Genomic DNA, 24,616 nt, shown 5'->3' with positions numbered 1-24,616 from the left:
AAACAAAACCATAACGCTCTCCTTATAAGGAGAGGAAACAATCACCTCACCCTACAGTCCTCAATGGATTTTGTGTTGCAGGAAAGCGGCAAACGCACACATCCTCAGGAGCATAGATGACTATGTGACTGGGGTGGGTGCGGCCAGCGAACCTGAGGCGCGAAAGACAAAGGGGAGACCTCTGGAGAATTCTGTGATGAATGACATTTATCAACAGATAGAAAACAGTGCGCATTTCAGGGAGTTAGTTAAAAGACGGCAACGGTTTGCCTTTTTCCTTTCCATCATCATGCTGATTATTTACGTCTGCTTTATTCTGCTTATCGCTTTTGCGCCGCACTGGCTCGGTACGCCGCTGCATGCAGGCACGAGCGTGACACGTGGCATCCCAATTGGGATTGGCGTGATTGTAATTTCGTTTGTGCTGACCGCCGTCTACGTCTGGCGGGCAAACGGCGAGTTTGATCGTCTGACCAAAGCCGTGCTGAGCGAGGTAAAAGCATTATGAAACGAATTCTGACGGCGCTGGCCACCATACTTCCCTTCACGGCGCGCGCTGCCGATGCCATTACCGGCGAGGTACAACGCCAGCCCACCAACTGGCAGGCGATTATCATGTTTGTGATTTTCGTGGCGCTCACCCTGTACATCACTTACTGGGCGTCGAAACGCGTGCGTTCGCGCAGTGATTACTACACCGCAGGCGGCAATATTACCGGTTTTCAGAACGGGCTGGCGATTGCCGGTGACTTTATGTCAGCGGCCTCCTTCCTCGGGATTTCCGCACTGGTATACACCTCCGGTTACGACGGGCTGATTTACTCGCTGGGCTTTCTTGTCGGCTGGCCAATTATCCTGTTTTTGATCGCCGAACGGCTGCGTAACCTTGGGCGCTATACCTTCGCCGACGTGGCCTCGTACCGCCTGAAACAGGGGCCTATTCGTACCCTTTCCGCCTGCGGTTCGCTGGTGGTGGTTGCGCTGTATCTGATTGCGCAGATGGTGGGGGCCGGTAAGCTTATCGAACTGCTGTTCGGTCTGAACTATCACGTCGCCGTGGTATTGGTTGGCGTGCTGATGGTGCTGTATGTGCTGTTCGGCGGTATGCTCGCCACCACTTGGGTACAAATTATCAAAGCGGTATTGCTGCTGTTTGGCGCAAGTTTTATGGCCTTTATGGTAATGAAACACGTCGGTTTCAGCTTCAATAACCTGTTCACCGAAGCGATGGCGGTACACCCGAAAGGCGTGGCAATCATGAGCCCTGGCGGGCTGGTGAAAGATCCGATTTCCGCCCTGTCGTTAGGCCTGGGCCTGATGTTCGGCACCGCCGGTTTGCCACATATCCTGATGCGTTTCTTTACCGTCAGCGATGCACGTGAAGCCCGTAAAAGCGTGTTATACGCCACCGGTTTTATGGGTTACTTCTACATTCTGACCTTTATCATCGGCTTTGGCGCGATCATGCTGGTAGGCGCAAATCCCGCGTTTAAAGATGCGGCAGGCGCGCTGATTGGCGGTAACAATATGGCAGCGGTTCACCTTGCCGACGCCGTTGGCGGTAACCTGTTCCTCGGCTTTATCTCCGCCGTGGCGTTCGCCACCATTCTGGCGGTGGTCGCCGGGTTGACGCTGGCGGGCGCATCGGCAGTCTCGCACGATCTCTACGCCAACGTGCTCCGTAAAGGCGCGACCGAGCGTCAGGAACTGAAGGTATCCAAAGTTACCGTGCTGGTGCTCGGTGTGGTCGCCATTCTATTAGGCATTCTGTTTGAGAAGCAGAACATCGCCTTTATGGTCGGGCTGGCTTTCTCAATTGCTGCAAGCTGCAACTTCCCGATTATTCTGCTCTCGATGTACTGGTCGAAGTTGACCACGCGCGGCGCGATGATCGGCGGCTGGCTTGGCCTGTTGACGGCGGTGATTTTGATGATCCTTGGCCCGACCATTTGGGTACAGATCCTCGGCCACGCCGCACCGGTCTTCCCGTATGAATATCCGGCACTGTTCTCAATTGCCGTCGCGTTTATCGGTATCTGGATTTTCTCCGCTACCGACAATACCGAAGCGGGCAAGCTGGAGCGCGAGCAGTTCCGCGCGCAGTTTATTCGCTCGCAGACCGGTATTGGTATCGAACAGGGCCAGGCACATTAATTCCCCTGCCCCGGTCAGTAATGGCCGGGGATCACATTTTCGCCTTTCTGCTCTATCCCCCTCTCGCCATCGCGCTACAGCAGCCAATAATATCCCGAAGACCGCCTGAACAAGGGCCTGGAGCCGGAGTCAACCCATGTTCCTTCTTCGTCATCGCATGTGCGGCAAAACGATGATATCCCCGTCTCTTTCTGTTCTATTATGGGATAATATCAAACTATCTCTTTGTTACAGGCGACATCGGCAATGGCTTTGATTCCAAAAAACTACGCGCGGCTGGAAAGCGGCTACCGCGAGAAAGCACTAAAAATCTACCCTTGGGTGTGTGGACGCTGTTCACGGGAATTTGTTTATTCGAACCTGCGTGAATTAACGGTTCACCATATCGATCATGACCATACCAATAACCCGGAAGATGGCAGCAACTGGGAGTTGTTGTGTCTGTATTGCCATGACCACGAACATTCAAAATACACAGAAGCGGATCAGTACGGCACCACCGTTGTCGCAGGGGAAGATGCGCAAAAAGACGTTGGCACAGCGACCTATAATCCGTTTGCCGATTTAAAGACGATGATTAACAAGAAGAAATAGTGAAATTAATGTCTCTCTCAGCATAAAAATGCCGATGTGCCGCACTCTGTTCGCTATGCGCGATATCTGAAGGCTGGAAATTCCGATATAAGCTGTGCTTCGGAAAACATATCCCAATCCGTTTCCAACACCCGGCATTCAGTTTTTTCGTGAGATCCTTTGCCAGAGGAAGTAGCCGAACTGATAGCCAGGTGTGTGATTGGCGTGTTTTTTAGAAGGGCTCGATAATTCAGGCACCAGCAACACTTTGTCTGTATCCCCTGTGAATGGTGCCTTGAAAGCAACCCTTGAAACCGCCCCCCTGAAACCAACAATGTCTGTTCCGTAATTCTCTTTTTGCTGCTCTCAGTGCTGGAGAATCGCTTTGGCAATCCTCAATAGCAAGCTCCATTTATGAAATAAAGTGATTACCGTCTATAAGGTAAAACCAGCAGTTTCTCGATCTCATCGGCTGGTAGTGGCTTTGAATACAGATACCCTTGCATATAATCGCACTCCAGCTTAATCAACAAGTTTTCCTGCTCCTCTGTTTCAACCCCCTCAGCAATCACGCCGAGTCCCAAACTGTGCGCCATTGCAATGATAGCTGTACAGAGTTCAAAGCCCACGCCTTTTAAATCCTCGACGAATGAACGGTCAATTTTGAGGAAATCAATATTAAATTTTCTCAGATATGCCAGGGATGAATAACCTGTGCCGAAATCATCTATGGCAATCTGAATACCTATCTGATGTATCATCTTTAAATTATAATTGACGCGCTTTTCTGAATTAAGCAGTAGCCCTTCAGTAATCTCAATAGTGACCGCCTCACCATCAAGTTCGTGGCTCTGCAGATCCCGAATCCAGGGTATGTCTTCAAATTCCTGGCTGCGTAACTGCACCGGTGACAAATTAATGGTCATTTTGAGTTCAGGATCATATTTTTGTCGCCAGTAAGCCAGTTGTGTAATGGCCTCTTTTGCTATCCAGTTACCGATAGGAACGATAAGGCCGGTATCTTCGGCCAGCGGAATAAAGGCATCCGGGCTAATAAGCCCCTGGACTGGGTGAAACCAGCGAACCAGCGCCTCCATTCGTGTAATATGCCCCGTCTTCACCGAAATAATCGGCTGGTAGTAGACCACGAACTGGTTCTCTGCAAGTGCCTTTCTTAAATTTCTTATCATCCGAAGGCGCGTATGAATCGCATCATGAAGGGCACGGGAGTAGAAGCGAAAATTCTTACGACCGGCATTTTTAACGGCATACATAGCCTGGTCGGCATTCTTAAATAATTCCTCCAGGTTTTCCGTGTCTCCAGGATAAAGAGAAATGCCAATGCTCGCAGAGACAAATATGGCCTCGCCATTAACCGTAAAGGGCGAATCCAACGTCCTGAGAATGTCGCGGGCAATATCCGTGCATTCGGCCGGATCGTCAATATCCGGGATAATAATCGCAAACTCATCGCCACCGAGTCGCGCGACGCAGTCAGCATTATGAGCACATTCGAGTAAACGAAGCGCCACACAGCCTAATAATTCATCCCCTGCGCGGTGCCCCATACTGTCATTAACCGATTTAAATTGATCGAGATCGATAAGCATTAGCGCCATAATATGACGGGTACGTGAGGCATGGAGAGCGGCCTGTTCAAGTTTAGTTTTAAACAAATGGCGGTTGGGTAGACCGGTGACAGCATCGTAATTAGCTTGCTGCCAGATTAACTCTTCCTGTTTTTTGCGTAAGGTAATATCGGAAAACATACCGACGTAATTAATTACATTGCTATCAGGATCTTTAATCACTGAAATTCTCAGCTCCTTGAGAAATTCGGTGCCATCTTTATGCCGATCCCAGACATCTCCTATCCATTGTCCTGTTTCGTTTAATGTCTGCCACATCTCCGTATAAAAAAAAGTTGGGTGGCGACCTGATTTAAACTCCCTGGGATTAAGCCCCTTAACTTCCTCTAAAGACCACCCGGTCAGAACGGTGAATGCCGGGTTGACGGTAACAATATTATTTTCACTGTTGGTCACGACAATGGCTTCCTGGCTGGCATCAAAGACGGCTGCAGCAATTTTCATTTGCTCCTGCGCCTTTTTGCGTTCAGTAATATTCTGGACATAGACCAGCCTGGCCGGTAGACCATGGGCAGGATAAAACGTGACGGACTCCGAAAAGACCGTCATCTGAGACCCATCGCGATGCATGACAGACCACTCTCCGCCAAGACGTGTGCTTTCTTCAAGAAATCGCTGATGCCGCTCCAGAACCGGCAGTTTATCTGCGGAAGGAAAAATCATTGTGAAAGAGTGATTCAGCATCTCATTTTGCGTGTAGCCATAGATATCGCAATAAGCGGGATTAACAGTGAGATAAATTCCCTCGTAGTTAATTACCGCTATTCCGACGGGACATTTATCAAGGATTGCCTGAAATAAGCCACTTTCATCCCAGTGAGTTTTATTCATAATGCCCTCGCCACGATCAATAAAAACTATGATTTACTCTCAGCGTGTAATGACTATTTCAACAGCCGACCAAAAAACAATCGAACTCAATCCGAACATTGGCAGTTAACAATCCTTAGTCTCAGAAAAATAACAGAATTGATTTATCCCATTCAATGCATAACATCATGTAATATGTAAAACGTCATTCCACTATCATCAATTCCGTTTACGTTAAATCGTGCAGGACCGGTACCTTTCACTCTTCGTGATAGAAAAAGACGACTGCGCACTGACTGGCTTACACACTACCGACCGCGTTTTCGCTCACCGTCAACAAGCTGGAGCAAACGTGGAAGAGAACAACTTCAATCATAGCATTCTCCTGCCGACAGATCTGACGCACGCCTTTGCATCAAGCCGCAACGTAAGTACAGGAAGTGATAGTGACGACGATAAAACTGTCTCTTCCCCATAAGACGTAATCAGATGCATAGGAAGCGTTATCGCCCACAGGCTGTACTGCGATGAGTCACATCTCATTTGTAACAAAGGAATAAAAAACGTAATAATTAAAAAGTCAATCTGTAAATATAATTGATTATTTCTGTTAAAAACCACTACTTTTGTGAGGTTGTTCACTGTTCCCACTCAGCTTTTCTTTAACATTGCCTCCACACATTCAGTCAGCGCTTTTATTCGCATCACCAGAGTATCGTTATCCTGAGCTGTTGATACTTTGCCAGGAGTTTAAAAGCATTTAACAATTACATTGATGAACAGAGGATGAGCAATGTCGACATATTATTTTCTACCAACACGAAATGTATTTGGTGAAGGTAGTGTTCAGGAAGCTGGTACTTTGGCTCGAACGTTAAATGTGAAAAAAATACTTATTGTTACGGACGCATTTCTGGCAAAAAACGGCATGGCGGATAATGTTGCGAAAATTTACCGGGAAGCGGGTATCGATGTACATATATTTGGTGGTGCAGAGCCAAACCCTACGGATAAAAATGTAGCAGCAGGCATTGAGAGCTATCGTGAGCACGAATGTAATGGGATCGTGTCACTCGGTGGTGGTTCATCCCATGACTGTGCAAAAGGCATTGGTCTGGTTGCGGCAAATGGCGGAAATATTCGCGATTATGAAGGGGTAGATAAATCCAGCAACGATATGATCCCGTTGATGGCTATTAACACCACCGCAGGGACAGCCTCCGAAATTACCCGTTTCTGTATTATTACGGATACAGAACGCAAGGTGAAAATGGCGATCGTGGACTGGCGCGTAACACCTCAAATTTCCATCAACGACCCGGTATTAATGGTCGGAATGCCACCCTCCCTTACCGCAGCAACCGGCATGGATGCGCTGACACATGCTATCGAAGCCTATGTGTCAACAATGGCTAATCCGCTAACAGATGCCGCCGCATTACAAGCCATTAAGATGATTACGCAATACCTGCCCAAAGCAGTAGCGAACGGTGAGTATATGACGGCAAGGGACAACATGGCCTATGCTCAGTATCTCGCCGGGATTGCGTTTAACAACGCTTCTCTGGGCTATGTACATGCAATGGCGCACCAACTGGGCGGGTTCTATAACCTGCCTCACGGCGTATGTAATGCTATTCTCCTGCCTTATGTTGAGTCTTTTAACCTTATTGGCAACCTTAATCGCTTCCGTGATATTGCAGAAGCCATGGGTGAAAAAGTCGCCGGACTGTCGACCGATGAAGCGGCAGAGAAAGCCATTGCCGCCATTCGTCGTCTGAGCAAACAAGTCGGCATTCCAGCCGATCTGAAAAGCCTTGGGGTAAAACCTGAAGACTTTGCCATTATGGCGGAAAACGCCAAAAAAGATGTTTGCCAGTTAACTAACCCAAGAAAAGCGACGAAAGAGCAGGTCATTGAGCTTTATCGTCAGGCTTACGAAGGTGAAGGAGCGCTATAAATAAGCGCCATTGCAGGACGCGAAAAGGCCTTATTGCTGGTTTCTGGCAATAAGGCCTCTGTTTTGCAATTTCCTGACAGAGCCAGAAACCTCTCCCTGCATAAAAGGATGAATCGCTGTGCCGACGGGTACATGCCGGTGGAACGGAGGCTGAACCGAAGGTGAATGCTCATTCAAATACAACCCGAAAGTTATCTGCCTACTATGTCAGCGATGACCACTGAATTTAATCAGCAGATGTTTGATTAATGCCCCCGTAGCCGAACGAAGCGGACAAAAATGCCGGGTACACTGGCGTTGGCAATCTGACCGTTAAATTAAGCCAGGCAGCCGCATATTCTCCGTTTTCCTCACAAGCATTAACCCTATCGGGACGGTGGGATGTTTTGTTCAAACGCTTTTTCATTACATCGTTGCCGCAAATAAGTTGTTTGTCTCTATGCGTCTCGTGATTAAATTCATTGCAAGGCCAGTACAGAGATCCCCCTTACGTTACTGAAATGAATTAAACTCATCGCACACAGAATTCCAGGGAATCATTATGGACATCAGAGCGCTGCGCTATTTTGTCGAGGTAGTACGCCAGCAAAGTTTCACCCGCGCGGCGGAGCGCCTGTTCGTCACCCAACCGACCATTAGCAAAATGTTGAAAAATCTTGAGGATGAACTCAACTGCACGTTGTTGATTCGCGATGGCCGCAAATTACTGCTGACCGATACCGGACGTGTAGTGTTTGAACGCGGCATGGCGATCCTCGCCGAATTCCAACAGTTGGAGGCAGAGCTTGGCGATATCAACACACTGAACAAAGGTCTGTTGCGCCTCGGCATTCCACCTATGGTGGGCATGCTAATGGCCGGGCCGATCAGCTTGTTTCGTCAGCGTTATCCCGGTGTTGAGCTGAAAATTGCCGAATTTGGCGGTCTGACAGTGCAGCATGCGGTAAGCAATAGTGAGTTGGATCTGGCGATGACTGCGCTGCCGGTAGAAGAAGACAGCGGTTTAGCAACAATGCCGCTGTTCAGCTACCCAATGTGTGTGCTGGTGCCACGCTCCGGCGACTGGCTGAAACACGAAGCGGTCACGCCGGAAGAGTTAGGTGAATATCCTCTACTTATCTACAACGAAGATTTTGCCCTCAGCCGCCAGTTAATGCAGTTGTTTAATCAGCACGATGTGAAGCCGCGCATCGCCGTGCGGAGCGGGCAATGGGATTTTTTGGCAGCGATGGTGCAGGCAGGCATCGGCATAGCCATTCTGCCAGAACCGATTTGCCAGCGACTGGATAAACAAAGCCTGCTTTGGCTTCCTTTGCAGAGCGATTTACGCTGGCAACTTGGGATGATTTGGCGCGAAGGCGTCTATCTTTCCCACAGTGCGCAGGCGTGGTTAAGCTGTTGTGAAGGGTTCTGGCTTGGGTCAGACGCCTCATCATTGCCTGCGGGGAAAGCGTAGCTTCCCGACATCGCTCAGCTCAGGCAGCATGCCCCGGCACCCATGGACCTTGCAAATTCACCTGCGGAAATCCTGACGTCAGAATACGCACCTCCACATCGCGCACGCGGGTATCCGCTGCCGTAGACTAAATCAAAGCACTGACGGGGATTCCGCTAAAGAGATTGCAGCCGAGGACGCTATTCCAGACAATACGTTCAACGGGCATACAGTTTCACGTACAGTTGGAAATTCAAGAAACAAGGGGCCCGACTTGATAACCCCCACCGACGAATAAATTACATACCTGAATGAATAGTGCGGCGCTTTACCGATGCCCTCGAGGGTTTATGCTTTAGTTGAATACATTAAGCATGTCATTCATTAAACACTTATCATGATTATTGATTTAATTATTCAATAGATTATACGGATGTTTAAATTTATTTTCTCGTTTTCTTTATAAGTGTAGAATTTTAATTCCTAATCTAAAATTGGAGAATTACGAATGGCTATACCTATTTATTTATGGCTGAAGGATGACGACGGAAATGATGTAAAAGGTTCAGTTGATATCCAGCAGCGCGAGGGGAGCATAGAGATTACGGCATTGGCAGGCAGAGTCTCTATACCAACAGACGACCTGACCGGGAAGATCACTGCCACACGAGAGCATTCACCCTTTGTATTCACAAAGCCGTTGATTCATCCAGCGCGTATCTTTTCCAATTTGTCGGAACAGGAAAACGCTTAAAATCAGCAGAGCTTAAATTCTACCGAATTAATCACGCAGGACAGGAGGAAGAATATTTCAATATATTCTTAGAGGGCACCCGAATTACCAGCGTTGTTCCATATATGGAAGATATCAAAGACCCTGATTACCAGCATTATGACCACATGGAAGCGGTCGAAATGACGTATGAGAAAATCACCTGGCATTACCTCGATGGAAATATTATTCATTCTGACAGCTGGAAAGAGCGCAGCGCCGCATAAGGAGATAATCATGGCATGGACATATTATCAGAGCACTGGCGAGCTGTGGCACAAAGGCAAGCTGGTAGGTACAGGGTATTCAGGCAATCTGACCAATAAGAACAACCCTGATCGCCAGCATGTTAAAGGCATGGGGCTACTGCCGCGCGGAACATATCACATTGGCGGACACTCCAATTCCAAAGGCCCAATGACTATCATCCTGAAAATGACATCCGGGGAGAGCTTCGGGCGTTCTGCATTCCGCATCCACGGCGAACGTAAACCACCTAAACCGGCCGGATTTGCTTCTGAAGGATGTATCATTATGGGGCCGCATGTTCGCTCGAAAGTCATTCTGTCATCGGATCGCACGCTTGGGTTGTACGGTGAGGTGCTGGGCAGTTCTGCTGGCTTGCGCTCTGTCTGCATCCTGTATGGCTTCAGATAGCAGTTGGAATGCTTATTTGAAGTTGGTAGACAACGCAGATCCTGCAACTATCCAGGCGCTACCGGTGAAAGCGAAAAGCATTGGTGGCACGCTTGATGACGAACACGCTTCGCGGCTGGCAACGGCGATCAGCATGGCGCTTGTTAAAGACCCGACGAATGTGCTGAAGGCGACCGACGTGATCGAAAATTATCCTGATGACTTGCAGCAGCGTTTTGGGACATCCCTGATATGCAGTATTCCCGGCATAACGCATTTCACCACCGAACAAGCAGAGCGTTATTATGTGCAGGCTGAAGCGTCATTGGTGAAGGCTGGGGAACCGGCGTCTGAGTGTCTGGACAATATGCGGGCTACGATGAGCGAAATACGGCAGGAAGCGGAAAGCCGGAGTGATGATTGATCACGTCGCAGGGGAAACTCGGCGGCTTTTCATCGCTATTCTATCAGTAGGATACCGTTAATTGTCTTCGACCGGAGACATGGACACCCAACCTTTGGTGCCGTCGTCGTCATTTCCGCCTTGAGCAATAAAAACATGTCCTTCAGGATCTACAGCAATAGCCCCTGGCTGTTCCAGGGTGCGATAGCTGTTCACCAGGTTAGCGATCTCTTTTTCCAGATGCTGCTGCTTCACGTTGTCCATCGGCGAAGCGCCCGGTGCGGCTTGCAGATAGAGCGGCGATCCACTGCTTTGCATTTCGCGCGCCTGGTGGCGAGCCGCTTCATCACTCTCATAACCGAGATGGCGGAAAAAGCGGGTCGTGGTGGCTTTGGAAACGCCTGCGCTTTGCGCCAGCTCGGTGGCTATATTATCGCCAGCGGTCCAGGAGCAGCAAGCAGCACATCTGCCAGCCGCTGCTCGTGGCTGGAGAGTTGATCCCAGTGCTGTCGGATCCGGCCTTCTGACGATGTCGTTTTTGCACTCATGATAATTCCCTGAAATGAAAAACCTCATCCTGCACAGAGCAAACCCGGATATCACCAGAATTTTAGATTTTTATGACGTGGGGAAAAGGGGCAGGAAACTCGCCCCGAAAGGTGATTATTTCCTCTCCAGCAGCAACGCTTCCAGCAAATCGAGGTCGTGCAGCAGTTTTTGCAGTGTCTCGTTGCTGATCTGCCGGGTGGCGCGCAGATGGTAAAGCTCGGCGCGTTCAGATCGCAGCGCCGCCAGGCGGAAACGACGCTCCAGGTTCTCTTCCTGCAGTGAACTTTCGATGTTGTTGCGCCCATCTGCGCGGCGTCGCAGATTACCAATTACCCGGGAGCTGACCTCCGTCAGCAACTGATTATCGATATTCTCTTCAATATCCGCCGCCAGGCGCTCTTCCATTTTCTGGATCGTGACAATCGCCACATCGGCAGTCGCCGCCCGCGCCATGCGCTCCTCTTTGTACTGCTGAGCGTGGTCACGCACTTCAATATGCTGCAACAGCGGCGGCAGCGCAATGACGCCAACGAACAGCGAGAAAAGGATCACACCAGCGGAAAGAAACACCAGCTCGTAACGCGCCGGGAAGACATCGCCGCCGGGCAGCAGCAACGGAATGGAGAGCACACCGGCCAGCGTGATCGCCCCGCGAACCCCGGCAAAGGTCGCAATCAGTAGCTCGCGATCGCTCCAGGAGGCGAACTGCATCGGCTTTTTATGTAAAAAACGCAGGCTGAATCTCTTCATCGTCCACAGCCAGCCGAAACGCACCAGCATCAGCGCACCATAGATCAACACAATATCGGTGAACAGCATCCAGGTTTCAACATTCGGATCGGCCTCCGCCGCCGCCAGTGACGATTCCAGGATGCCCGGCAGTTGCAGACCTAACAGCAAGAACACCATACCGTTAAAGACAAATTCCAGCATCGCCCAGGTGCTGTTAGCGCGCAGACGCATCGCCAGCGGCGCGGTGCGCATAACACCGGAACGGGTGATAGTCATCCCCGCGGCAACGGCGGCCAGGATGCCGGAGACGCCGATATGCTCCGCAATCAGATAAGAAGCAAACGGCAGCAGGAACAGCAGCACGATCTGCGTGGCCGGTTCATCACCGCCCCAGCGACTGAGAAAGCGCAGCGAACGTCCGTACAGCCAGCTCACCACAAAGCCAGCCAGCAGGCCGCCAATCGCCACTTTCATAAATTCGACCGTGGCGCCACCGACGGTAAAGACCATCGTACCCATCGCCACGGCGACAGCGAATTTCAGTGACACCAGTCCGGAAGCGTCGTTCATCAACGCTTCGCCCTGCAAAATGCCCATGATTTTTTTCGGAATGCGCCCTTCACCAACAATGCCGGAGAGCGCCACCGCATCAGTTGGCGACAGCACCGCCGCCAGCGCGAAAGCGGGCACCAGCGGAATGCCAGGCACCAGCCAGTAGATTAAAAAGCCGATCCCGACCACGGTGATCACCACCAGAGCAAGCGCAAGGCCGAAGATTTCGCGGCCATGCTCGAGAAACTCGCGCGTCGGCGTTTTCCAGCCGTCAGCAAACAACAGCGGCGGGATAAACAGCACCAGAAACAGTTCCGGATCGAACTCGACATGCAGGCCAAACGTGGGAAATGCCAGCAGCGCGCCGATGGCGATTTGCATCAACGGTAGCGGGATTTGAAAAGGCAGCACACGCGTGAAGACGCCCGAGAGCGACACCACGAGCGTCATGATAAGAATGGTAAAAAATATTTCCATGCGTTCCCTGTTTGCAATGTTTTGTTATAGCGGTCTCAGACCTTGAGTCCAGAGCATTCAGCTTAACGCAAAGAAACCGGGCTGTGGGTAAAAAAATGGGCGACCGAAGTCGCCCATTATGTAACCGTTTATGGTTCAGATTGCCCAGCCGCCTGCATAGAAGGCCACCAGAGCAACCGCAATCACGATAGTTCCGATGTTCAGCTTGCGCCACTCACCGGAAACCACGCGACCTATCACCAGCGAGGCGAAACCGATCATGATGCCGGTGACGATGTTACAGGTCAGCACGATGAACACGGCGGTGATCAGGCCTGACATTGCATCGACGAAGTCAGCAAAATCAATTTTCGCCACATTGCTCAGCATCAGCAGACCCACGTACATCAACGCTGGCGCGGTGGCATACGCAGGAACCAGATAAGAGAGCGGAGAGAGGAACAGGATCAGCAGAAACAGTACGCCAACGGTAATCGCTGTCAGACCGGTTTTACCGCCTGCCGCCGTACCTGCTGCCGATTCGATATATACCGCAGCTGGCGCCGCGCCGACCAGACCGGAGAAAACGCTACTCAAGGAGTCAGTGGTCAGCGCTTTGCCGCCATCAATGATCTGACCATCTTTATCCAACAGATTGGCCTGGCCTGCTACCGCACGGATAGTACCGGTGGCGTCAAAGACCGCCGTCATCACCAGCGCCAGCACACTCGGCAGCACTACCGGATTCAGCGCGCCCATGATATCCAGGCTGCCGATCAGCGAGTTGCCTTTGTCATCGCTCAGCGACGGCATAGCGAAAATACCGGAGAAGTGCACGCTCGGATCGAAAATCAGGCCAACGATGGAAACACCAATGATGGTCAGCAGAATGCCGCCCGGCACTTTCAGTTTTTCCAGACCGATAATCACCGCCAGGCCGATCAGCGACATGATCACCGGGAAGCTGGCGAAATGGCCCAGCGTAACCGGCAGACCGTCCAGCGGGTTTTTGATCACCAGACCAACACCGTTTGCGGCAATCAGCAGCAGAAACAGACCAATCCCGATGCCGGTGCCATGCGCAACGCCATGCGGCAGGTTGCGCAGGATCCAACTACGGATGCCCGTCGCGGAGATGATGGTGAACAGTACACCCATCAGGAATACCGCACCAAGCGCGACAGGTACGCTGATGTGTTGGCCCAGTACCAGACTGAACGCGGTGAACGCGGTCAGAGAGATAGCGCAGCCGATGGCCAGCGGCAGATTCGCCCACAGCCCCATCACAATGGAACCAACACCGGCGACCAGACAGGTGGCGACGAAAACAGCAGCAGGCGGGAAACCGGCTTTACCCAGCATGCCAGGCACCACGATCACCGAATAGACCATCGCGAGGAAGGTGGTTAAACCGGCAACGATTTCCTGACGAACAGTACTGCCACGGGCAGAAATTTTAAACAGTACGTCAAGCGAACCATTGGTACGCGCAGAAGGCGTAGACATAGAAAACATCCCCTGAGAATTTTATTGTGCATTGTAGTGCGTGGTGGACAGTCCACTGCCGGTTAAACGTCATCTCCCTGTGCTGCGTTGTGGTAAGGGGCCACAAAAAAGCAAACGTTTAACTCCGCGCATACAACGGTTGGTCAAAAAAAGGCAAACGATTATCCAGCGTTTACACAGCGCTTTTCAACTGAACTTTGCCGCTTTTTGCTAAATTTTGCTTATCACGGCGAAGATCCAAGCGGACGATGCGCAAACGTTATCGTCGGTGCGCAACTTTGCAACATATTACAAACATTCTTAGCTATCGGGTAAATCAAACGACCGCACTGGGCAATGGCTCGCTGCCAGGCTGAACAGCTTTCCCCGTTTTTTCAGACTGATAAAGGTCGATCTGGTAAGGCACGCCCAGTTCTTACAAAACCCCAGAGAATGAGCTGTGTGCATTGACGCATTAACGATAGAAAATCAGCGGAACGGCGGACGAAATATTCTGAAAAAAAGTGAGCAAAAAAGTAGCGATTTTGCATACAGAAACTACACTAAAAGTGTCAGCACAATCCGGAACCTCCAACATACTTGAGGGGTGCTGATGTCGGGGGAAACCCTCCTGTGACAGAACGGGATAGAGAGAAAGACAAAGACCGGAAAACGACTAAAGCGCCCCAGCGGGCGCTTTAGTTTTTTGCACGTTTCAGTCATCTTCCAGCAAACGCGCGCCGGTGCCCTGCTGCCCCAACTGATCGCCTGGGTTACGCAACGGGCATTCACTGCGCGACAAACAGCCGCAGCCGATACAGCCATCCAACTCATCACGCAGTGCAACCAGCGTATGAATACGCCGGTCCAGTTCTTCCCGCCATTGGGACGACAACTGCTTCCACTCTTTTTTGCTCAGGGTATGCCCCTCGGGCAAAACACCGAATGCTTCGCCGATGGTCGCCAGCGGAATACCAATGCGCTGGGCAATCTTGATGATCGCCACGTAGCGCAATACATCGCGGGTATATCGCCGCTGATTGCCGCTATTGCGTAAGCTTTTTATAAGTCCCTTGCTCTCATAAAAGTGCAGAGCAGACACGGCCACCCCACTACGTTTCGCCACTTCTCCAGGACTGAGCAGTGATTTAATGCGCGGCATTCTCTTTTCCATAAAACCTCTTTACCTCAAGTTAACTTGAGGAATTATACTCACTCCCAGACAAAACGACGAATCGGGAAATGAGGAAGCTTTATGTCCCATCAGCAAATTATTCAGACGCTTATCGAATGGATTGATGAACATATCGACCAACCAATGAATATTGATGTAGTCGCCAGAAAGTCAGGTTATTCAAAGTGGTATCTACAGAGAATGTTCCGTACGGTGATGCATCAAACGTTGGGCGACTATATTCGTCAGCGCCGTTTATTGCTGGCAGCCGAAGCGCTGCGCACCACGCAACGCCCTATTTTTGATATTGCAATGGATTTAGGTTACGTCTCACAACAGACGTTTTCGCGCGTGTTTCGCCGTGAATTCGATCGCACTCCCAGCGATTACCGGCACCATGCCTGACAACCATCAAAGCAACGTTCAGGGTGAGCGGGTGTGGTAAATCTTCACCGCTCCCCAAACTCTACCGCTGAGCTCTCTCTCCAGCGATAAATTTGTCCCCTCCCTTATTCGTGTTGAATACAGCGACTATTTTCCTGGATTGTGGTTTCGGCGAAACAGTTCCACTTTTAGCGTAGGGCTGGAATTAAAATTATGAATTAACTGACCACAAGATTGTCTTTCATATTTATAAAATGAAAAATTCATTATAAAGCACGTCAGTTCTCTCTCCCGGCGAACCTCATTAAATAGTGACAGGGCTTCACACCTGTAGCTTCAATACATTCCCAATGGAATCAATATGTTTCCCCATCATACTTTCAATAAACTATTTATTGTCGTTATTACTGCATTAACAGAGGGAGGAAAGGGCGATGCGTTTATTAAGAGTAATGGCTATGTGTACACCATCATTTTAATGACGGCGGATGCAGCACCCAGAGTTTAAATTCTTCAGGTGGCAACGCTTTGGCAAAGTGCCAACCCTGGCAGAACTGCACACCGCGCTTCAGTAACCAGCTCACTTGCTCTGCCGTTTCCACACCTTCGGCAATAATCTTCAAACGCAGGCTCTGCGCCATCTCAATAATATGTTCAGCAATCAGATGACTGGTGCTGTTGGTGATCAGCGTGTCGATAAAAGATTTATCGATTTTCAGGATATCAACATTCAAGGAATAGAGGTTATGCAGGTTGGAATATCCGGTACCAAAATCATCAATCGCCACTTCATAGCCCGCCTGACGAAACGCCTGAATCACCGGCGTGGTTTTGGGCACATCGATAAACCCGCGCTCCGTCACTTCAATCTTAATCTGCTCCGCGCGTACAGCGTGTTCCCTGGCCTTATTGGAAATCAATGAAATAAGGCGTGAAGAGTGAAAATCTGCAGCAGATAAGTTAATCGAAATATAAAGATGGGGTACCACAGCCAGGAAGTCGCCGAGATCGCTAAACACTTCATCGACGACATAATCCGTAATGCGTTCGATCATCCCCTCTTTTTCCGCCAGTGGAATAAATTCCGCCGGGCTCATTACCTGCTGGCCATTAAAACACGGCCAGCGTAACAGCGCCTCAGCGCCAACACAGGTGCCATTTTTAATATCGATAATCGGTTGATAGTGGAGTTGAAGCTGGCGTTTGGTTAACGCGCGGTGAAGCATTCGGCGGGGCGAGTTAAATTCTTTTCGTGTTCGTGACCACACCAAACAAAGGATCACACTGCAAATTAGCCCCAGCGGCAGCAGCAGCATCACCTGATGGTATAGCGCCCGAAAATAGTGTGCATTAGAGGTCGACACGATGATAGCAATTGGACGTTTATCCGAATGTGCAATGGTGTAAAAACGCCCATCCTGCTGGAAGGTTGATGCCTGGCTGTGGATCAGTTTCTCCAGCGTCTCCAGGTTCGCACTTTTACTGAGAGAGAAAAATAATTCGCTCACTGTGTCGTAGACGCCGTACGCCAGCGCTTTATCTTCCGAGGCAACATCACTATAGGAAAGAGGATTGATCACCGCAACGTAGTTACCACGCTGCATGTAGACCATTTTATAACCGGCATAAAACGGTGTATTGCGGTAATAATAAATGGCAATGTCTGGCGAGCGTTTATACTCTGCGGGCGCCATAGTATACGATTGTGCGGGTACAATAGCGCTGGAGCATAAAAATTGATCGCCATGCGCATAGATGAGATCGGCAACATACAAACTGCTGCGTACAATATCCAGCATCGCTTTGCGATGCTCCTGCGAGCATATCTGACCGTGAAATTTTTCCGCAGCGGTGCGAACGCTATCCACTTGCTTGATAACCACTTCAGTTTTATTTAACGCCAGTTGGGCAAAAGAGCGGAGCTGGGAGGCTGTTTCATTTACTGCACGGATATGTGCAAACCATAGCGACAGCATCACCGGCAGGATGACTCCTATGATGATCCCGACGACTCTGAGCATCTTGCGAAGGACGCTATGATTCATGTCCGCCTATATCCACGCATTTATTGTGCCTTTTTAATGTACGGCAGGATGCTTTGATAAACAGGTGATTACGTTGCATGAATCACACGACATTAGCAACTGACTTTTCTCATTAAAAACCTAATATTTGGTTATGACCAGAATATTCGACCGTAAGATAAAGTCAAAGTGTGCCCAATGTTTATATTAAGGAAAATATTTATCCATTCGTTATGAGGCGTTTTCACTTAACACAACATAGTATCACTGATTAAGCTAAACTCACCGCAGGATAAAAAATGGCGCGGCCTGTCGGGTATTTTTTCATCTAATGAATGACATTCCTTCATCTTTGCGTATTTATTTATAAAAATCGCTGGCAACCACTGTTTTACTGCGTCCGCTACGTTTTGCATCGTACAGCGCGTTGTCGGCAAGTGTAAGTAAAACTGAAGTATCTGTCTGCTCGCCGTACACGAATACTAAACCAGCGCTAAAGGATAACGGGATTTTTTCACTCCCGCTTAACAAAGGTGAACAAGCTAATGCAGCACGAATTTTTTGGCTAAAACGCAGCGCATTTTTACGATCGGTGTGCGGCATCAAAATCAGGAATTCCTCACCACCCAGGCGACCAAAGAGATAAGACGGATCACTATGCTCACGAATCTGGTCACAAAAATGCACCAGTGCAGCATCGCCCGTCAGATGTCCCCAGCGATCGTTGATGTTTTTGAAATAATCCAGATCCAGCATTAACAGACTGAAATGGCTACGGGGTTCCTCAGGTTTACACTGTACCAGCGCCTCTTTTAACTTCCGCAGCATGGAGAAACGATTGTAGCAGCCGGTCAGATCGTCAATCGTCGCTTTTTTCTCCAGTTGCCGCTCCACTTTTTTACGCTCGGTGATATCCAGGCCAATACTCAAGATCGAGCGGTCAGGTAGCAAAATATTTGACCAAAGCACGGTCAATACCTGTCCATCGCGCCGTATCGGATGCCACTCATGCATATCGACGGCGGGCGAAGTATTAACCGAAGAGCGAATTTTCTGGCGCATCTCCGGATCAGGGAAAAAGAGTGCTAATGGATCGGACTGCTGATTAAGCTCATGAATGCTCCAGCCAAATAAACGTTCACACTCGCCATTCCATAAAATACAGCGATTTGTTTTATCGAAAGAATTCATTAAAACCGGGGCACGATCGAACAGTGCTTTATATTGCGTAACAACACGCTGCATTTCTTTAGCGGCACGTTCTCTAACAAAAACGTCCTCCATATAATCTTTAAGTTTCTCCACCAGAATAATAACCACGTTCTTGATTATAGACAGTGAAGGTAAAGGATGTGAAAACGCTAAAAAGAAATAACCTTTGATGCTCAGATTTTTATAATTCAGCTTACATAACACGCCGCTTTGCAATTTATTGGCGCTGAATGACTGGGTCGGGAATAATAATTTCCCGACATGCCGTCGCCAGCATATAACGCGCCAGGCACGCTGATTACGACGCAGGTGCAACTGTTCCAGCAGAGTTTGTGCATCACGTAGTGTACACTCCATCTCTCCGTTGCAGGCTATCTGCCATACGTCGTCCTGCTCGATCACCACCCAGGAAAGTTGCGCGCCCAGGGACGCATTGATGATGGACAATATATCTTCCATGGAGCGTTGTGCAGCGAGCCACGGCATCAACTTCGCCAGAAGCGTCAACGCCGCAGCGCCGTTTCCTAAAGAAACGACTAAATTCTCTGTTTTCATTTTTTCTTTTCGCTGATTATTAATACCAAACCGGCCTGCCATGATTTAATCAGGAAGAAAAAACATTCGCCCACAAGTGTCACATAACGTAAATGCGCGCAGCACATAAACCGTGACAAGAAAGAATATATCGATAAAGATCAGAGGCCTGAATAACCATTCACAGGTAAATAAAGATAACAACACAAGCATAATATATGTTATGCGGACTGTAAATATTGTGGCAATTAGGGTGCTAAGAGCCTATCCCGGTAAGCGAATATTGTTGCAGCCAGTCTGGACACGGACAGCGCGCAACAACCGGAGCGTACACGCAGTACGTGAGGATGACTCGCTTCGCTCGCCCTAAAGGGCCGCCGCAAGCGGCGTTCAAAATGCCAACACATTTTGTGTGAGCACTGCCCAGGACCAAAATGGCAAATAAAATAGCCTAATGGGATAGGCTCTAAATATCACTTTAATACATGAATAATACCGGGGGTAATTCCCGCAAGTACTAAGCAATATATCCTCGTGAAAAAACGCGTTATCACCCCACTAAAATTAGTAGGAAACCTCTACAAAAAATGCATTTTCCACTGGTGAATAAATCACCAAATGTGATACAGTTCACACATTCTTGAAACGGCCAGCCCGTTTCACATTGTTGTGCAACTCCTGCGGACTTCTGTGTCACCTTTGCCACTCGCGCGTAACGCCAGGTCCGCCCGGTATTCGATTCTTTCTGAGGATGGTTTCATGGCTACCTTTACCACCAGCGTGGTTCTGTTGCGCTGGCAGTTATTGAGTGCAGTGTTGATGTTTATGGCCAGTACGCTGAATATTCGCTTCCGTCGGGCTGATTATATCGGCCTGGCAGTGATCAGCAGCGGTATGGGACTAGCGGCGGCGTGCTGGTTCGCGACCGGACTGCTGGGCATTACAGCATTGGATATCACTAACATCTGGCACAACGTGGTGCAGGTCATGGCGGACGTCTCGCGTAACGCTCCACCAGACTGGCCGATGGTCATTACTTGATAAAAATGAAGCGCCTACGGGCGCTTTTTTTATCTCCACGTAGACCTGCATATTCGCTACCTTCCCACCTATTTCCCCAGCTTCGACAGCATTTCTGGACGCATAAACTTGTGGATCACCAGCATAAACAGCACCGAAGGCACCAGCAGGATCAGCGCGGTGATCGACGACACCTGGTAGTTACCCGACATGCTGGCGGTATAAAGCAAAATAGGCAGTGTAGTGATATCCGGCGCGCCGACGAAGAAGGTGGCGGTAAACTCATCCAGCGATTCCAGAAACACAAAGATGCTGGCGGCAATCAGACCTGGCGCGGCCTGCGGCAAAATAATATGGAAAAATGTATATACCGGTCCGGCACCGAGATTGCGCGAGGCCCGCGCCAGCAGCGGATCGAGCGCCGAAAACGCCGCGACGCTTATCCAGATGGAATACATAAGCCCATGTACGCTGTGCACCAGCACCACACCGGCAATCGTGCCATTTAGCCCCCACTGATAAAACAGCCGCGCCACGTTCATATACACCGTCAGATTGGGAAACGCCTGCGGGATCAGAAACAGCAGCATAAAAAATGCGCGACATGGCATACCGCGCTGGGCAAGCGCGTAACCTGCCGGTACAGAGATGATCAGGCAAACCAGCACTGCCAGCACGGCAATCAACACGCTTATCGACAGCGAACCCGAAACGTCGCTATATGGACTAAACACCTGGCTCCAGTACTTCAGCCCCCACTGGCTCGGCAGCGTATGCGGGAAGAACCAGCTCTCCGCCACCGTCCAGATCAGCAGATTCAACAGCGGGCCGAACAGCGCCAGCACCAGAAATGTCAGCAGCAACGTTTGCAGCAGAAAACTGCCGCGCAGTTTTTGTCGAAAGGCATTCATGACTGAGCTCCTTTCGCCTGCAGGCTGTGACGTAAGTAGAACCAGGAAAGCAGCGCGCAAATCAGATATGAAATGACGCCCATCGCGTTGGCGACCGGGTAATCACCGTAAGAGTTGACGCGAAATGCCATATCCACCGTCATCATCGTTGGCGTACCGGTACCTATCATCAGCGGTACAGAAAGGACCGACATCATCGTCACGGTCGACAGCACCATCGCCACGCCAATCGTCGGCAGCACCTGCGGCAAAATAATGTCGAACAGAATACGCAGTCGGGAAGCGCCAAGGTTTTTCGCAGCCAGAATATGGGCCGGATCGATCGCCGACATCGCGCCGCAAATCAGCAGTGTAGTGAAAGCCATCTGTTTCCAGACAAACGTAATCATAATCCCGCTCCAGCCGAGCAGCGAGGTGGTCTCCATCGGTGTCATCACCCCGGCGGCGACCAGCACATTATTCATCAGGCCGTTTTTTGCCAGAAAAGTGCGCATCATTTGCGCGGTCACAATAAAGGGAATAAACAACGGCAGGCGGTACAAAAAGGCCAGCGCCTTGACGATCCCGCGAAACGGCGACAGCACAATGATCGCCGCGATGCCGATCGACAGTAGAGCGAGGATCGCCAGCGACGTCAGCACAATAATCACGGTAAACAGTATGTCATTCGAATAGAGCGCCAATACTTTATCAAAGTGTGCCAGCGTCAATTGCCCTGTCTCGCCGGTAAAGGCAGAGATCAGCGAAAAGCCCAGCGGCCAGAGGAAAAACACCGCTATCATTAGCGTCGCCGGAGCCACCAGCAGTAAATATTTCATCGCATGTCGCATGGTAAACCTGAATTATCACCGTAAAAAAAGATGCCCGGACCGACAACATCCGGGCACCTAAAAACATCAGTTTGAAACCTGGCTCTCGTAACCCTCTTTGATGTCATCAAAGTAGTGGGTAATCGGGAAATTCTTGCCGTATTTCGCCAAATCTTGCGGTGAAATTTCAGCGAACAACTTCTGCCAGGTGGCATCATCCAGCTTCTCTTTGACGTATTTCGCGTCAATCCCTGGATACCAGTTAAACTGCTTCACAATCCCCTGCGCCTGCACTTCCGGGCTGGTCGCCAGTGCAATAAATTCCTGCGCCAGTTTGGCCTGCGCGGCATGGGCTGGCACCACGTAGTACATCGGCTGTCCTGGCATACCCGGCGCAATCAACGCCAGTTTGATCGACGGTGGGAGCTTGCCCTGATCTTTCCAGCTATAGAACATATCGACCCACACCGGCCCCATGGTGATTTCGCCACGGCTCAGCATATCCAGCGTCCCGGCGTTGCCGGGCGTAAAGGTGACGTTCTTGTTGAATTCTTTCAGTTTGGCGTAAGCCTGAGTCCACTCTTTTTCCACGGCTTTATCGTAAGGCTGCGCGGTAAGGCGATCCGCACTGGTGCCGTAGGCATACATCCAGCCCACCACAAAGCTCACGCCGGACATGCCGTTTTTAATACCGTTATAACCAAAGGCTTTCGGATTTTTCTCTGACCACTGCACCAGTTCGTCGTAGGATTTCGGCGGTGTTTTGACAAGATCGCTGTTATAGGCAATTGCCGTCTGACTTAAGAACATCGGCATGACGTAGCCATCAACATTGACGCCCAACGCATTCTTTGCGTTTTCCGCCGTCACCATGGCGCCAGTGCTGACAGTCGGGCGATATTTATCCAGCAACCCTTTTTCAACCAGTTGTCCACCCGCGTTCTGATGCACCACAGCGACGTCGATATCCCAACTTTTCGCGCCGCTTTGCTGCTGCGCAGTCAGTTTTTCGATGATCTTATTCGACCCGGCATCGCCTGGCCCGGTGCCGATCACCTGCACTTTTACCCCTGGATGCATCGCTTCAAATTTCGGCCCCAACCAGGTTTTGACATAGTCCACCATATTTTGATCGCCTGCCGTTGCAACATTGAGAACCGTTTCGGCGTTCGCGGCATGCAGTGACCCCAAACAGAGTGCGGCTGTGACAGCAAATTTCATTTTTACGGACATGATGTATCCCCAGGAAAAAGTGTGTCGGTTGGCATTACAAAGGTTGTTCAAAAAGATGCAGAGCCGGTTGCGGAACATGCAGCACCACGGGCGTTTGCGCTGGCCAGAACTGCGGTGAATCGGCGAGCAAAAGCTGCCCACCGCAGCGCACGCGGTGGCGATACTGGTGGCCGAGAAACGCGCTCTCTTCAATAACGCCCTCCAGCACTAACCCCTGCGGTGCTGGGGGCGTCGAAGCAGCGTGAATGGTGACATCCACACTGCGAAAATAGAGGGATTTGCCCCCGTCATCAGTGCCCGTCAGGCAGTTATCCGCACCCATAAAATCCGCCACGAACGGTGTTGCCGGGCGATGGTAGATATCTTCCGGCGTACCGATTTGCTCGATACGCCCGCTATTCAGCACCGCAATACGATCCGCCATCACCAGCGCTTCCTGTTGATCGTGAGTGACGATAAGCGAGGTGAAGCCGAGCTTCTTTTGCAGCGCTTTAATTTCATGGCGTACATTGAGGCGCACTTTGGCATCGAGGTTCGACAGCGGTTCATCCAGTACCAGCACCTCCGGTTCAATCGCCAGCGCACGTGCCAGCGCCACGCGCTGACGTTGGCCGCCAGAAAGTGCGGTCACTTTAATATCCGCGTAACCTTCAAGGTTGACGATTTTTAATAATTCCTGCACTCGTTGTTGAATTGCTTCTTTTTTCACGCGACGCACTTTTAAGCCATAGCCAATATTTTGCGCGACGGTAAAGTGCGGCCACAACGCATAACTCTGAAAAACCATGGTGATATTTCGCTGCTCCGGCGTACTGTGCGTAATATCCCGACCATTGATGGAGATAGTTCCTGAACGCACGGGCACAAATCCGCATAATGCATTGAGTAATGTAGTTTTTCCGCAGCCAGAAGGTCCAAGCAACGCGATCATCTCGCCCTTCTCCACCGCTAAATGGATATCGTGGAGAACGATGTTATTGCCGTAGCCAATCTTCAGCTTATTAATTTGCAAATAACTCATGGGCGATCCTTTTATTCGACATCTTTTTCAACGATGAACACGTGTTCATTTATTTGTAAAAAAAATGCAACCTTGCAGCGACATTATGTGAGCCTACTTTGTCGTCTATTTGTGACAATTTGATTAAG

The 24,616-nt window shown here is 50.1% G+C and carries 19 protein-coding genes and 2 pseudogenes; 10 read left to right on the top strand and 11 right to left on the bottom strand.

The annotated features are described in order from the left end of the window. The first annotated feature begins 196 nt into the window (after positions 1 to 196). The 3 genes from BM427_RS12005 to yajD all read left to right on the top strand — a co-directional run bounded on the left by BM427_RS12005 (position 197) and on the right by yajD (position 2,748). Positions 197 to 508 (top strand): DUF485 domain-containing protein, encoded by a 312-nt coding sequence (locus BM427_RS12005; RefSeq protein WP_090121886.1) that lies wholly within the window; start codon positions 197 to 199, stop codon positions 506 to 508. Next, a complete protein-coding gene (gene actP / locus BM427_RS12000) occupies positions 505 to 2,154 on the top strand; it encodes a cation/acetate symporter ActP (protein ID WP_090121884.1) in 1,650 nt (549 codons plus the stop codon). The genes BM427_RS12005 and actP overlap by 4 nt, the downstream gene beginning before the upstream one ends. A 246-nt stretch (positions 2,155 to 2,400) precedes the next feature. Next, positions 2,401 to 2,748, top strand: a complete 348-nt coding sequence (gene yajD / locus BM427_RS11995; protein ID WP_090121883.1) for an HNH nuclease YajD — start codon at positions 2,401 to 2,403, stop codon at positions 2,746 to 2,748. Positions 2,749 to 3,155: 407 nt separating this feature from the next. Here the strand turns inward: yajD and BM427_RS11990 are convergent, their stop codons facing one another. Further along, positions 3,156 to 5,207, bottom strand: a complete 2,052-nt coding sequence (locus BM427_RS11990) for a sensor domain-containing protein (RefSeq protein WP_090121882.1) — start codon at positions 5,205 to 5,207, stop codon at positions 3,156 to 3,158. Positions 5,208 to 5,979: 772 nt separating this feature from the next. Between BM427_RS11990 and BM427_RS11985 the strand changes: the two genes are divergently transcribed. The 5 genes and pseudogenes from BM427_RS11985 (at position 5,980) to BM427_RS11965 (ending at position 10,413) form a co-directional block, all read left to right on the top strand. After that, positions 5,980 to 7,146 (top strand): iron-containing alcohol dehydrogenase, encoded by a 1,167-nt coding sequence (locus BM427_RS11985; protein WP_090121880.1) that lies wholly within the window; start codon positions 5,980 to 5,982, stop codon positions 7,144 to 7,146. A 541-nt stretch (positions 7,147 to 7,687) separates the two neighbouring features. Further along, on the top strand, positions 7,688 to 8,602 hold the full coding sequence (locus BM427_RS11980) for a LysR family transcriptional regulator (RefSeq protein ID WP_090121879.1): 915 nt from the start codon (positions 7,688 to 7,690) through the stop codon (positions 8,600 to 8,602). Positions 8,603 to 9,089: 487 nt separating this feature from the next. After that, positions 9,090 to 9,580: pseudogene (tssD, locus tag BM427_RS11975) on the top strand (type VI secretion system tube protein TssD). Between the two features lie 10 nt (positions 9,581 to 9,590). Then, positions 9,591 to 10,010: a tlde1 domain-containing protein gene (locus BM427_RS11970; RefSeq protein ID WP_090121877.1), complete on the top strand. Its 420-nt coding sequence runs from the start codon at positions 9,591 to 9,593 to the stop codon at positions 10,008 to 10,010. 16 nt (positions 10,011 to 10,026) lie between these two features. Beyond that, on the top strand, positions 10,027 to 10,413 hold the full coding sequence (locus BM427_RS11965; protein WP_139234407.1) for a hypothetical protein: 387 nt from the start codon (positions 10,027 to 10,029) through the stop codon (positions 10,411 to 10,413). 171 nt (positions 10,414 to 10,584) lie between these two features. Here BM427_RS11965 and BM427_RS11960 read toward each other — a convergent pair. The 4 genes and pseudogenes from BM427_RS11960 to soxR form a co-directional block, all read right to left on the bottom strand. Beyond that, positions 10,585 to 10,940, bottom strand: a pseudogene (locus BM427_RS11960) (MurR/RpiR family transcriptional regulator); the annotation flags it as partial. A gap of 115 nt (positions 10,941 to 11,055) precedes the next feature. Further along, the gene (locus tag BM427_RS11955) at positions 11,056 to 12,702 is read right to left on the bottom strand and encodes a Na+/H+ antiporter (RefSeq protein ID WP_090121875.1); all 1,647 of its coding nucleotides are present in this window, start codon (positions 12,700 to 12,702) and stop codon (positions 11,056 to 11,058) included. A gap of 135 nt (positions 12,703 to 12,837) precedes the next feature. Further along, positions 12,838 to 14,187: a guanine/hypoxanthine transporter GhxP gene (gene ghxP / locus BM427_RS11950; RefSeq protein WP_090121873.1), complete on the bottom strand. Its 1,350-nt coding sequence runs from the start codon at positions 14,185 to 14,187 to the stop codon at positions 12,838 to 12,840. A gap of 694 nt (positions 14,188 to 14,881) precedes the next feature. Beyond that, the gene (soxR, locus tag BM427_RS11940; RefSeq protein WP_090121872.1) at positions 14,882 to 15,340 is read right to left on the bottom strand and encodes a redox-sensitive transcriptional activator SoxR; all 459 of its coding nucleotides are present in this window, start codon (positions 15,338 to 15,340) and stop codon (positions 14,882 to 14,884) included. 81 nt (positions 15,341 to 15,421) lie between these two features. Between soxR and soxS the strand changes: the two genes are divergently transcribed. Next, positions 15,422 to 15,745, top strand: a complete 324-nt coding sequence (gene soxS / locus BM427_RS11935; RefSeq protein WP_061498717.1) for a superoxide response transcriptional regulator SoxS — start codon at positions 15,422 to 15,424, stop codon at positions 15,743 to 15,745. A gap of 449 nt (positions 15,746 to 16,194) precedes the next feature. On the opposite strand, the gene pdeC is transcribed toward soxS, so the two are convergent. Next, positions 16,195 to 17,769: a cyclic di-3',5'-guanosine monophosphate phosphodiesterase PdeC gene (gene pdeC, locus BM427_RS11930; protein ID WP_090121870.1), complete on the bottom strand. Its 1,575-nt coding sequence runs from the start codon at positions 17,767 to 17,769 to the stop codon at positions 16,195 to 16,197. Between the two features lie 339 nt (positions 17,770 to 18,108). Next, the gene (locus BM427_RS11925; protein WP_090122724.1) at positions 18,109 to 19,515 is read right to left on the bottom strand and encodes a GGDEF domain-containing protein; all 1,407 of its coding nucleotides are present in this window, start codon (positions 19,513 to 19,515) and stop codon (positions 18,109 to 18,111) included. 738 nt (positions 19,516 to 20,253) lie between these two features. Here BM427_RS11925 and BM427_RS11915 point away from each other — a divergent pair. Then, entirely contained in the window at positions 20,254 to 20,535 is a 282-nt protein-coding gene (locus BM427_RS11915) for a YjcB family protein (protein ID WP_090121868.1), read from the top strand. A 68-nt stretch (positions 20,536 to 20,603) separates the two neighbouring features. Here the strand turns inward: BM427_RS11915 and BM427_RS11910 are convergent, their stop codons facing one another. The 4 genes from BM427_RS11910 to BM427_RS11895 all read right to left on the bottom strand — a co-directional run bounded on the left by BM427_RS11910 (position 20,604) and on the right by BM427_RS11895 (position 24,488). Further along, positions 20,604 to 21,425 (bottom strand): ABC transporter permease, encoded by an 822-nt coding sequence (locus BM427_RS11910; protein ID WP_090121866.1) that lies wholly within the window; start codon positions 21,423 to 21,425, stop codon positions 20,604 to 20,606. After that, complete coding sequence (locus BM427_RS11905; RefSeq protein ID WP_090121865.1) at positions 21,422 to 22,255, bottom strand: ABC transporter permease; 834 nt, start codon at positions 22,253 to 22,255, stop codon at positions 21,422 to 21,424. Before BM427_RS11905 ends, BM427_RS11910 begins: the two co-directional genes overlap by 4 nt. A gap of 66 nt (positions 22,256 to 22,321) precedes the next feature. Continuing rightward, entirely contained in the window at positions 22,322 to 23,467 is a 1,146-nt protein-coding gene (locus BM427_RS11900) for an ABC transporter substrate-binding protein (RefSeq protein ID WP_425280048.1), read from the bottom strand. 34 nt (positions 23,468 to 23,501) lie between these two features. Beyond that, on the bottom strand, positions 23,502 to 24,488 hold the full coding sequence (locus BM427_RS11895) for an ABC transporter ATP-binding protein (RefSeq protein WP_090121863.1): 987 nt from the start codon (positions 24,486 to 24,488) through the stop codon (positions 23,502 to 23,504). Positions 24,489 to 24,616 lie beyond the last annotated feature (128 nt).

Source organism: Kosakonia arachidis (assembly GCF_900116535.1).
GTDB lineage: Bacteria > Pseudomonadota > Gammaproteobacteria > Enterobacterales > Enterobacteriaceae > Kosakonia > Kosakonia arachidis.
This window is presented reverse-complemented; position numbering and strand designations above follow the sequence as displayed.

What these genes read in the sequence shown, in the direction of transcription:
- BM427_RS11980 (WP_090121879.1), top strand. Translation starts at nt 7,688, where the DNA reads ATGGACATCAGAGCGCTGCGCTATTTTGTCGAGGTAGTACGCCAGCAA.
- BM427_RS11955 (WP_090121875.1), bottom strand. Translation starts at nt 12,702, where the DNA reads ATGGAAATATTTTTTACCATTCTTATCATGACGCTCGTGGTGTCGCTC.
- pdeC (WP_090121870.1), bottom strand. Translation starts at nt 17,769, where the DNA reads ATGAATCATAGCGTCCTTCGCAAGATGCTCAGAGTCGTCGGGATCATC.
- BM427_RS11925 (WP_090122724.1), bottom strand. Translation starts at nt 19,515, where the DNA reads ATGAAAACAGAGAATTTAGTCGTTTCTTTAGGAAACGGCGCTGCGGCG.
- BM427_RS11915 (WP_090121868.1), top strand. Translation starts at nt 20,254, where the DNA reads ATGGCTACCTTTACCACCAGCGTGGTTCTGTTGCGCTGGCAGTTATTG.
- BM427_RS11905 (WP_090121865.1), bottom strand. Translation starts at nt 22,255, where the DNA reads ATGCGACATGCGATGAAATATTTACTGCTGGTGGCTCCGGCGACGCTA.
- BM427_RS11895 (WP_090121863.1), bottom strand. Translation starts at nt 24,488, where the DNA reads ATGAGTTATTTGCAAATTAATAAGCTGAAGATTGGCTACGGCAATAAC.
- soxR (WP_090121872.1), bottom strand. Translation starts at nt 15,340, where the DNA reads ATGGAAAAGAGAATGCCGCGCATTAAATCACTGCTCAGTCCTGGAGAA.
- BM427_RS11970 (WP_090121877.1), top strand. Translation starts at nt 9,591, where the DNA reads ATGGCATGGACATATTATCAGAGCACTGGCGAGCTGTGGCACAAAGGC.
- actP (WP_090121884.1), top strand. Translation starts at nt 505, where the DNA reads ATGAAACGAATTCTGACGGCGCTGGCCACCATACTTCCCTTCACGGCG.
- BM427_RS12005 (WP_090121886.1), top strand. Translation starts at nt 197, where the DNA reads ATGAATGACATTTATCAACAGATAGAAAACAGTGCGCATTTCAGGGAG.
- yajD (WP_090121883.1), top strand. Translation starts at nt 2,401, where the DNA reads ATGGCTTTGATTCCAAAAAACTACGCGCGGCTGGAAAGCGGCTACCGC.
- soxS (WP_061498717.1), top strand. Translation starts at nt 15,422, where the DNA reads ATGTCCCATCAGCAAATTATTCAGACGCTTATCGAATGGATTGATGAA.
- BM427_RS11985 (WP_090121880.1), top strand. Translation starts at nt 5,980, where the DNA reads ATGTCGACATATTATTTTCTACCAACACGAAATGTATTTGGTGAAGGT.
- BM427_RS11900 (WP_425280048.1), bottom strand. Translation starts at nt 23,467, where the DNA reads ATGTCCGTAAAAATGAAATTTGCTGTCACAGCCGCACTCTGTTTGGGG.
- BM427_RS11990 (WP_090121882.1), bottom strand. Translation starts at nt 5,207, where the DNA reads ATGAATAAAACTCACTGGGATGAAAGTGGCTTATTTCAGGCAATCCTT.
- BM427_RS11910 (WP_090121866.1), bottom strand. Translation starts at nt 21,425, where the DNA reads ATGAATGCCTTTCGACAAAAACTGCGCGGCAGTTTTCTGCTGCAAACG.
- ghxP (WP_090121873.1), bottom strand. Translation starts at nt 14,187, where the DNA reads ATGTCTACGCCTTCTGCGCGTACCAATGGTTCGCTTGACGTACTGTTT.